Annotated in this window: 1 rRNA gene; it reads right to left on the bottom strand. The window is 56.2% G+C overall.

The features are described 5' to 3' along the window. Window positions 1-71: 71 nt before the first annotated feature. Window positions 72-1588 (bottom strand): 23S ribosomal RNA (locus ACWENR_RS26825); the annotation flags it as partial.

Raw genomic sequence — 1588 nt, 5'->3', positions numbered from 1 at the left:
ACATATCAAACAACACCACACACGTGGGTGTTCGCTCGTTCAGAGTTGCACAGTGGACGCGTAGCAGCTTAGTAGTCAAGTCCTCGGCCTATTAGTACCGGTCAACTGAACCCGTTACCGGGCTTACATTTCCGGCCTATCAACCCAGTCGTCTAGCTGGGGGCCTTACCCCACCAAGGTGGGTGGGATACCTCATCTTGAAGCGAGCTTCCCGCTTAGATGCTTTCAGCGGTTATCCCTTCCGAACGTAGCTAACCAGCCGTGCCCCTGGCGGGACAACTGGCACACCAGAGGTTCGTCCGTCCCGGTCCTCTCGTACTAGGGACAGCCCTTCTCAAGTATCCTACGCGCACGGCGGATAGGGACCGAACTGTCTCACGACGTTCTAAACCCAGCTCGCGTACCGCTTTAATGGGCGAACAGCCCAACCCTTGGGACCTGCTACAGCCCCAGGATGCGACGAGCCGACATCGAGGTGCCAAACCATCCCGTCGATATGGACTCTTGGGGAAGATCAGCCTGTTATCCCCGGGGTACCTTTTATCCGTTGAGCGACACCGCTTCCACTCGCAAGTGCCGGATCACTAGTCCCGACTTTCGTCCCTGCTCGACCTGTCAGTCTCACAGTCAAGCTCCCTTGTGTACTTGCACTCAACACCTGATTGCCAACCAGGCTGAGGGAACCTTTGGGCGCCTCCGTTACCCTTTAGGAGGCAACCGCCCCAGTTAAACTACCCACCAGACACTGTCCCTGAACCGGATAACGGTCCGAAGTTAGATACCCAAATCAACCAGAGTGGTATTTCAAGATTGCCTCCACCCATACTGGCGTATAGGTTTCACCGGCTCCCACCTATCCTACACAAGCTAACTCAGATACCAATGTCAAGCTATAGTAAAGGTCCCGGGGTCTTTCCGTCCTGCCGCGCGTAACGAGCATCTTTACTCGTAATGCAATTTCGCCGGGCCTGTGGTTGAGACAGTGGGGAAGTCGTTACGCCATTCGTGCAGGTCGGAACTTACCCGACAAGGAATTTCGCTACCTTAGGATGGTTATAGTTACCACCGCCGTTTACTGGCGCTTAAGTTCTCCGCTTCGCCCCGAAGAGCTAACAGGTCCCCTTAACGTTCCAGCACCGGGCAGGCGTCAGTCCATATACATCGAATTACTTCTTCGCATGGACCTGTGTTTTTAGTAAACAGTCGCTTCCCCCTGCTCTCTGCGGCCATACAACGCTCCACCCGCGCGGGGCTTCACGTCTCCGGCCCCCCTTCTCCCTAAGTTACGGGGGCAATTTGCCGAGTTCCTTAACCACAGTTCGCCCGATCGCCTCGGTATTCTCTACCTGACCACCTGTGTCGGTTTGGGGTACGGGCCGCTAAGAACTCGCTAGAGGCTTTTCTCGGCAGCATAGGATCACTGACTTCACCTGAATCGGCTCGGCATCACGTCTCAGCCTACATGTGCTGCGGATTTGCCTACAGCACGGCCTACACGCTTACCCCGGCACAACCACCGGCCGGGCTCAGCTACCTTCCTGCGTCACCCCATCGCTTGACTACTACCCGCCAGGTTCCCACGCTCCCC

This window comes from Micromonospora sp. NPDC004336, from assembly GCF_053602615.1.
Note: the sequence above shows the minus strand (reverse complement) of the source record. Positions and strands in the feature narration are given on the sequence as shown.